The sequence below is a fragment of the Lactiplantibacillus pingfangensis genome (assembly GCF_005404945.1).
Classification (GTDB): Bacteria; Bacillota; Bacilli; order Lactobacillales; family Lactobacillaceae; genus Lactiplantibacillus; species Lactiplantibacillus pingfangensis.
This window is the reverse complement of the sequence record NZ_BJDG01000047.1, coordinates 1-7496: the sequence shown is the minus strand read 5'-3', so window position 1 is coordinate 7496 and position 7496 is coordinate 1. Positions and strand designations below refer to the sequence as shown.

Here is a 7496-nt window from a genome sequence, read left to right as displayed (position 1 = left end):
GTAGTCGATAAACAGACAAAATGTAGTCGATAAACAGACAAAATGTAGTCGATAAACAGACAAAATGTAGTCGATAAACAGACAAAATGTAGTCGATAAAGTCCTGTAACCCTTAGGAGAGTAAGACTAAATAGGGGTCTAAAAGAGGTTTAAAAGAGGTTTATAAAAGAGGTTTAAAAGAGGTACTACTGTACCAGAGCCAAACCTCAAATAAAAAACACAAAGGAGCGACTCAAAAATCGGTTCACATTAAATTCAAGTCACTATGCTCCCACGCATTGATTGTCCGCCACCATTGACAGCAAATAGTTAGTTTTTTTGAATCTTAACAAGAATCTAACTGCTATATTCGTTTTTAAGGGCCTTATTTCTCGTTTCTAGCGATTTTGAGACTGTTTATATATATTTATACCAAAGCAAAAATAAAAAGCCCTCAGCAGGCTTTTAGAGGGCTAAATAACGAAGCCAGGGCGATTAATAATATCTTCTTGTCTTTTTTGCAAAACATAAGTATACAGGGAATCATACAAATTCTTTTTAATCTCGTCAGGTTCATTGAAAGAAGCTTCAAACAATTCTTGAATATCAACTTGCCAAGGATCAGCAAGCATTTCATCACTTGGTTTTAATACTTTCTTTTCGTCAATCTTAATGACTCCTAACATCAAAATAATGCTTTCAGTTTAAATTCACAGATCTTACAGCACCGTTATTCAAAATTTGTTACCAAGCTTATAAAGATTATCTGCACAAAGCAATTAAAAAATTTTGGCTTAAAACAGCGTAATCTGCAACACTTTTTAAATATTTAAAACATAACAATCTTAGTTAGTTGCAAACATAAATTGAATTAAAAATACAGTCAATTCAACAACGGCAAAAACTGATTTCATGGTTATCAGCAGACCGAGTGAAACGAGGTCAATGCGCACTTACACCCTTGACACTTGTCAATGGTAGATTTAATCCCCATTTTGATGGGGATTATTTGTATTAGAAGGCTAGCGCCAACGATAAAAATCCTAGAGCCAAATCTCAAGATTAATCAATCACATTACGAAGGATCCAATGACTATAAGCAAGACGAGCACCGGGAGTTATTACCCAAGGGTGATTAATTTCAAAAATTTGAATTTCAGTTGCTAAGTAAAGTGGCGTCTTGCCATGATTAAAAGCAAAAACGGGTTGCGGAAAATCAGACTTACTAGCAACTTGATGAACACTTTGACGAGAGTTCATCTGCCAACGAATTTTTAAGTCTTCACGCGACAATAATTTTGGCAGGTGTGTTTTTTCAATTTGAGCTTGTTGTTGCAACTTTTGTGTAAAGTCTTGTTTAGTCTTGTTTTGATGCCAATCATCAAAAAGATCATACTTGTTGGTTTCAAAATCTAAATCCATAAAACCAGCCTCCTAGCCAAAATCAATTTGATCTAGCATCGTTTCGGTACTAGCCTGGTCTAAGCCTAAATAAGCTAAAGTCATCGCCTCACTGGAATGATTGAGCAGATTCATGACTAAGCCAATATTATAATTTGATTGCGTGTAGACGCGATAAGCACCGGTTTTGCGCATCGTATGGGTCCCTAGATAATTAATGCCTAATAGATCACCAACTCGTGCCATCACCTTATAAAATTGTTTCTCAGTGATATGACGGTCTGAATGGGCCGTTGAAGGAAATAACCAAACCGAATTGATGTTTTCTTGGACCAGCCAATCATGATATTTCAGCAAATCTTGTTGAACGGGCTTCAAATACAATGTATTCGCTTTACCGGTCTTTTTATCATGAATAAAGGCCGTGTGTTTAACAGATCCATCTGGATTATAGACATCGGATTTCTTTAACGTCATCACATCACTCACCCGCAGCAAGGTGGCCTTGCCGACTTGAAAGATAGTGTAGTTACGGCGACCCGCCCGAAAACTATCTAATAAGGTGTCTTGTACCATTTTTAAGACGTTAGAGTCTTTGATTGGGAGTACGATTTGTTGCATATCTATTTAACCTCAATAATAGAACATTCCTTGCCTATAATTGGTTCACTTTTGTCAATGAATGACCAATTATTTTTATCGTAGTCATAATATTTAAATGAAAAATCTTTAATTTGAAAGCTACTTTGATCATTCGACTTATAACTGCGATCTCTCAAAAAATTAAAATATAAATGCTTATTAGATTCATGCTTTGAGAGATCAAAAAATTCAACTTCTTGTTTAAAACTAGGAATTACTCGTATAGGACTAGATTCAAATACTTCAAATGATACCAATATTTCTTCTGCAATTTGACGCATAGCAGCGTATAAAGGGTTTCCATCAGGGGAATCTCCGTTTTGATTATAAAATCCCAATAGTTGAGATTCTTTATAATTGTCAATAGGCCATGTTTCTTCATCTACATGAGCTCCACCATCTTTATTGGCTATGAACTGTACAATATCTTTTCGCGAAACATAATCAGACCGTTGTGAGAAGACAATCTGATTCCACCATAATTCTAGGGGTAAAAATATTTCTGGCCTGATATTGTTAGAATCATCTCGACTTCTGTTAAATACCTCTTTACTTCCTAACGGAAGATAAGAGGCCCCCTCACTTCCAATCGACATTTTCAACAAATCCCAAGTAGTTAGTAAATTATGTGGAGAAAAACTGCTGTTAGGTGAGTGCCAAAGTTTAAGTTTATTGTCCAAATCTAGCTGATGTAATAGTGAATTGGACTTATCTGTTTGATGTATTAATACACGAACCTGTGTAGCCATTGGCAAAGCCATATGAATCATACCTGAGTCAAAGTATTCCGTATAACTACGGAGGAGTTCTAATTGAACTTTTAATTTATCATTATTTTCCTTGATCGATCGTTTTTGTCTAGACATACGTTTTCTCCTATCTAGGGAGTATTATATCATTTTATAAAAAAACAACCCCCGTTATCTGACTAGTAGATAATGGGGGCTGTTTTAATAGGTTTTGTTAGGGGCGATAAGTATATTATAGCCCCTAAAATGCAACACATAGTTTTCTATACTAGCTTCTCAATGTCCCTTGTGTTTTTGTATTTTCTTGGCCTGGTGCAATTTATATCTTTTTTCTTGATCCAAGATCTTCTTAGTACGTCTATTATGTTGTCGAGTTACTTTTTGACATTCCAACTGTTTTTGGAGTGTTTGTTGTGCTTTAGTACCGACACCATACTGAATACTCTTTCTAGCTAACCTTTGAAGACGCTTAGGATTGATTTTTCGTTCAGAAACAGACGAAGCACAAACAGTTTGTTTGAAAAAGATAATTCTATTCCAATGATGAATAACCAGATCGTAAATCAAAGTTAATTTAGGTTCTGAAGGACCTAAGTTAATTTGGCTAACTTCATAAGTGGAATTAAAGCGTCTTTCGAAAATAGCTTTGTAAAACGGTGGTTCATAGACAATTGTTAATGATCCCTTGATAGTAGACATCAAACATCCTCCTTAAAATTAATTAAGAAAGATGGACAACCAAGGAGGCAGGTTACTGATAGCTTCGCTATGTTCGGACTACCAACCGAACTGTGTTTTTACTTTCTACTGCTAGTTTAACTCAAATATCCCACTCAGAGTAGTTTGCTTAAAACTCTGAATAGAATATTTGGTAATTATAGTTCCTAAAGGTTTCTTAACTAAAGACAGCGATAATCATTTTGGTGACTAAATAAATAATTGCAATTACCATCATCCAACCAGTACTGCGCATAAATTCCCAGACATTAGTTTGTGCCTTTGCGTTTTTGGTAATAACTATGCTTTTTTTTAGTGAATCATCGCCCTTGATCAAACTATCTAAGGTAATGTCGAATAAATTGCTGATTTGCACTAAACGATCAATATCGGGATAAGTACTTCCGACTTCCCACTTAGAAATGGCCTGACGAGAAACATTTGTCAACGCCGATGTGAAAATGTCGTTTTTTGCCGATTAAAAAATGCTGTTTTTTACCGATTTTTCATGAGACTTTCCTCCCGATTTTTCTCTTAATTCCATGTGTCGTCTTAACCCAGTTAGTCCGCCCGCTAATTTTTTTACAAAAAGCGATCACGATCGCCGGGTAAAGCAAGTAATTGTAAATAGCAAAAGTTATCACGGTCCAAACCAGCAAGCCATATTGCCTGGTATGGCTGGCCCGCTGGTACTGCACGATGATGTAGGCGTTAAAGGGCAAATTAATCCCCACCATCACCGCTAAGAGCCGCCAGTAGTCATCGAAATTGCCCAAGGTGAAGACGAAGACAGCCAGGCTGGCGGTACCCGTAAATAGCGTGACAAAAGGTATCAGCATGTAAAAAGTCATCTCCGCCTTAGCTGGCAAATTGATAAAAGGACTCCGCAGCACCCGGCTCCAGTAGCCAAATAGGCAGTCAAGCCCCCCTTGCGTCCATCTGGCCCGCTGCTTAATAAAGGGACGGGGTTTGTCGATGGCCTCTTGATAAACCACCGCATCCCCGGCATACAAAGTCTTCTTCCCCTCCATTAAAAAGCGGGTACTGAACTCAAAGTCTTCCAGCAAGGCGTTGCCCCATGGCCGCTGAGCCGTCACCGAGGAAACCCGGATAAACTGGCCATTGCCGGAAGCCGCCGCGTTGCCTAAGCGGTTTCTGGTGTTCTGAATCAAGTCGTTGATGACCGTGAACTCAATGTCCTGCATGATCTGCAGCCAGTTTCTGGTCTCCAGCATCCCCACCCTGGTCTGGAGCAGGTCCAGTTTTTCATCCTGGGCAAAATACTGGATAACCTTCTGGTAGCTTTCTTCCGCCATGTAGGCATCCGCGTCCAAAACGCCGCAGATCAAATGATCCCGGTCCCTGCTGTCCAGAATAACTTGCTGGTAGGCCCAGTTAAGAGCATTGCCCTTGCCTGTCTGGGCCTGGGGCAGCTGCCTTTGCAGTAGCTGAATCCTGCCGCCAGCCTGCTTGCTAAAATTTTTGACCAGCAAGGCCGTGTCGTCACTGGACGCGTCATCGATGATGACCATTTTTACATTGGGCAAATTCGCTGTTTCCCTTAAAAACAGGCGCATAGTCTGCTCGATGATGCCTTCTTCATTCATGGCCGGAACCAGCAGGATCAACTGGTAGCCCTTGGCTAACAGGGGCTCAAGCTCAATTGACTTGCCGTTTTGCCCGGCGGCCAGAAGCAAGAAGACCCAGAGCAGATAAATGATTACGCCCGTAAGTGATATTTCAAAAATTGTCTGGTTGATAAATCAACACCCCCTTTGAAGTAATGGGGGCTACTTAACCTTATAAGCCTTGGCTGCAGTCGCTGCCGTAGCCGCGGTTGCGGCAGTTGCTGCCTTTTCAGCCGTTGCGGCAGTGGACGCGGTAGCTGCAGTTGATGCAAGAGACCCGTAGCCTGGGATGCCCGGCTTGCCTGGAATGCTCGGCTTGCCCGGCACGCCTGGAATGCCTGGAACTCCTGGCTTGCTTGGGATACCTGGGATTACTCCCCAGCCTTCACCAAGGGCGCCGTCCCCTGCTGCCTTTTCAGCCGTTGCGGCAGTGGCCGCGGTGGTTGCTACATCAGCATTTTTGGCAGTTTGCGCTACAGCTGCCGTGGTCAATGCGTCCCCCATAGCGCTTGTCAGGCCTGTTTGTGATAAAGCAAGCAGTGATGCTGGAAGGATAGCCAGCTTAACAATCTTTTTGATGTTCATGTTTTTCCCTCTCTATCTCATCTCTATTAAGTAATAACTCTATGCTTATTAATGCATATTATAATAATCATTAAGTCTAGTTGTAATATCGGTATGAACGTTATAGTCACCGTTTGCAAGTAGAATTTAGAACTTTGTCGAAAATCTGCAAGAAACTTTATTACAAGTACGCCCCATCTCGGTTAACTCACCGCCGCAATACCAGTCTGGTAAAAGAAGTATCCACTATTTTCACATCCTGACATGGTTAAATTTTATTCTTACCAAAAATGCCACCAGGCATTTTTTTGTTTTAAATCATTAGCGTTATTCAAATTTGGATTGTCGTGCTTACTTTGTTTAGAAGTAATAGCTTTGAATTTTTCAATTTTTCTTTCAGCCATTAATTGCAATTGTTGTGATTGATCCAATAATTTTTGCATTGATTTCAATTGTTCATCTTTTTCTTTAATTTGGGTATCTTTAATTGCTAATTGCTGGTTGAGCAATTCTATTGTATTTATACTCATGTTACCAGTGTTACTAGTAAATTTCTTCTCTCCAAGTTTCTGACTGTTACCACCATCAAAATGTTTTTTTAACAGCAAATATCCCGAGTCACTGACAACTAAGGTTTGTACTCCGCTCCTAGGAACGGTTTGCACATATTTCACTCTAAAGTTTGCATCTAGTTTTTTCCTAACGGCTTGTTTTGATACACCAAACTCGTCAGCAAGTTCTCTAATAGTTTTAGGCATGATTTCCAAACCCCTTTCGGAGTTCAGCAAGTGCTTCTTTTCTTGCTTGATCTCTTATTTTTTTATCGTGTTCCGCTTGTTTCTCAGCCAATGCTTGTTTCTCAGTGGAGCCTAAAGTCAACCCCTTAACTTTGTCAATGGCACGCCATTTTTCCTGCTCTGTTAATTCACCATTATGCTGAATGTTAAAGAGTTTTTGACGTTCATCTTGAAATTGACCTTGTGAGAAGTCGTCTGCGTTCTTTTTTTCTGATTTCCAGGTAAATGAGTAACCAATAACCGGCTTGCCACGGCCTTTACCATATTTTTTTCTAATAGCTAGACCCCTGAAAAGAGGAGTTAGTTCTTCTTTAATTGGCTGAATAACTCTGGATTCAACGTTTGCAGGTTTATTCCAATAGCTTTGCGGAATATCAAGTAATTCAAAAAAATCACTTTTAGAAAAATAAGCATAACCAGTAGTTCGAAATTGTTTAAGGAGACGAAACATCGTTTTTGCATAACTACTCTTTAAATCTCTGAACTCTGCTAAAGCATATCGAACCCAGCTTTCAAGATTATTTAGAAGTTTCAATGCCTTGGGGTAAATTTGAATATCAACATAAGGGACTTCTGCCGAACCCTTGATTTCAAATCGAGTAAACATGACAAACATTTCTCTATCAAGTCCATCTTTACTTCTAGAGCCAAATCTAAGACCTAATATTTTTTGATATGTACTTTGTATGTCATCAATAAATCGATTATTTGCGGTCGGCTTATACGCGCTTAATTCTTTTAACTGATCAAAAGTAAACCGAACAGTATCATCACCTTTATCGCGCATTCTAGAAACAACCGAAAAGAAAAGATTCATTTCTACAGGAGTAAATCTTCTCAGAGGGATTGTATTCAGTTCTGGATCATATTTAACTAATTCATTGCTCATAAAAAAACCTCCTTGAATAATACTACTTTATTTGAATACAGAAGTAAATAAGAGTAGTCGATAAACAGACAAAATGTAGTCGATAAACAGACAAAATGTAGTCGATAAACAGACAAAATGTAGTCGATAA

The 7496-nt window shown here is 39.0% G+C and carries 10 protein-coding genes and 1 pseudogene; 1 reads left to right on the top strand and 10 read right to left on the bottom strand.

Annotation, left to right across the window (positions count from 1 at the left end; genetic code table 11):
* Positions 1-452: 452 nt before the first annotated feature.
* The 8 genes from FFM74_RS13240 to FFM74_RS13785 all read right to left on the bottom strand — a co-directional run bounded on the left by FFM74_RS13240 (position 453) and on the right by FFM74_RS13785 (position 5701).
* Positions 453-665, bottom strand: a complete 213-nt coding sequence (locus tag FFM74_RS13240; RefSeq protein ID WP_137627098.1) for a hypothetical protein — start codon at positions 663-665, stop codon at positions 453-455.
* Between the two features lie 376 nt (positions 666-1041).
* Complete coding sequence (locus FFM74_RS13235; RefSeq protein WP_137627097.1) at positions 1042-1401, bottom strand: hypothetical protein; 360 nt, start codon at positions 1399-1401, stop codon at positions 1042-1044.
* A gap of 12 nt (positions 1402-1413) precedes the next feature.
* Positions 1414-2001 (bottom strand): site-specific integrase, encoded by a 588-nt coding sequence (locus tag FFM74_RS13230; RefSeq protein WP_015083017.1) that lies wholly within the window; start codon positions 1999-2001, stop codon positions 1414-1416.
* A 2-nt stretch (positions 2002-2003) separates the two neighbouring features.
* Positions 2004-2888: a hypothetical protein gene (locus FFM74_RS13225; protein ID WP_137627096.1), complete on the bottom strand. Its 885-nt coding sequence runs from the start codon at positions 2886-2888 to the stop codon at positions 2004-2006.
* 159 nt (positions 2889-3047) lie between these two features.
* Positions 3048-3470, bottom strand: a complete 423-nt coding sequence (locus tag FFM74_RS13220; protein WP_001748271.1) for a YjdF family protein — start codon at positions 3468-3470, stop codon at positions 3048-3050.
* A gap of 196 nt (positions 3471-3666) precedes the next feature.
* Positions 3667-3936, bottom strand: a complete 270-nt coding sequence (locus tag FFM74_RS13215) for a helix-turn-helix domain-containing protein (RefSeq protein WP_223877252.1) — start codon at positions 3934-3936, stop codon at positions 3667-3669.
* Between the two features lie 58 nt (positions 3937-3994).
* Positions 3995-5185, bottom strand: coding sequence for a glycosyltransferase family 2 protein (locus FFM74_RS13210; RefSeq protein WP_137627095.1), 1191 nt, complete (start codon positions 5183-5185; stop codon positions 3995-3997).
* 93 nt (positions 5186-5278) lie between these two features.
* Positions 5279-5701, bottom strand: a complete 423-nt coding sequence (locus FFM74_RS13785; protein ID WP_223877251.1) for a hypothetical protein — start codon at positions 5699-5701, stop codon at positions 5279-5281.
* Between the two features lie 113 nt (positions 5702-5814).
* Between FFM74_RS13785 and FFM74_RS13895 the strand changes: the two are divergent.
* Positions 5815-5916, top strand: a pseudogene (locus FFM74_RS13895) (IS982 family transposase); the annotation flags it as partial.
* Positions 5917-5961: 45 nt separating this feature from the next.
* Here FFM74_RS13895 and FFM74_RS13195 read toward each other — a convergent pair.
* Complete coding sequence (locus FFM74_RS13195) at positions 5962-6438, bottom strand: helix-turn-helix domain-containing protein (RefSeq protein WP_137627094.1); 477 nt, start codon at positions 6436-6438, stop codon at positions 5962-5964.
* A complete protein-coding gene (locus FFM74_RS13190; RefSeq protein WP_099947820.1) occupies positions 6431-7366 on the bottom strand; it encodes a replication initiation protein in 936 nt (311 codons plus the stop codon). The genes FFM74_RS13195 and FFM74_RS13190 overlap by 8 nt, the downstream gene beginning before the upstream one ends.
* Between the last annotated feature and the right edge of the window lie 130 nt (positions 7367-7496).

Coding starts and splice junctions, on each gene's coding strand:
- FFM74_RS13785 (WP_223877251.1), bottom strand. CDS start 5,701: ATGAACATCAAAAAGATTGTTAAGCTGGCTATCCTTCCAGCATCACTG.
- FFM74_RS13190 (WP_099947820.1), bottom strand. CDS start 7,366: ATGAGCAATGAATTAGTTAAATATGATCCAGAACTGAATACAATCCCT.
- FFM74_RS13230 (WP_015083017.1), bottom strand. CDS start 2,001: ATGCAACAAATCGTACTCCCAATCAAAGACTCTAACGTCTTAAAAATG.
- FFM74_RS13220 (WP_001748271.1), bottom strand. CDS start 3,470: ATGTCTACTATCAAGGGATCATTAACAATTGTCTATGAACCACCGTTT.
- FFM74_RS13195 (WP_137627094.1), bottom strand. CDS start 6,438: ATGCCTAAAACTATTAGAGAACTTGCTGACGAGTTTGGTGTATCAAAA.
- FFM74_RS13225 (WP_137627096.1), bottom strand. CDS start 2,888: ATGTCTAGACAAAAACGATCGATCAAGGAAAATAATGATAAATTAAAA.
- FFM74_RS13240 (WP_137627098.1), bottom strand. CDS start 665: ATGTTAGGAGTCATTAAGATTGACGAAAAGAAAGTATTAAAACCAAGT.
- FFM74_RS13235 (WP_137627097.1), bottom strand. CDS start 1,401: ATGGATTTAGATTTTGAAACCAACAAGTATGATCTTTTTGATGATTGG.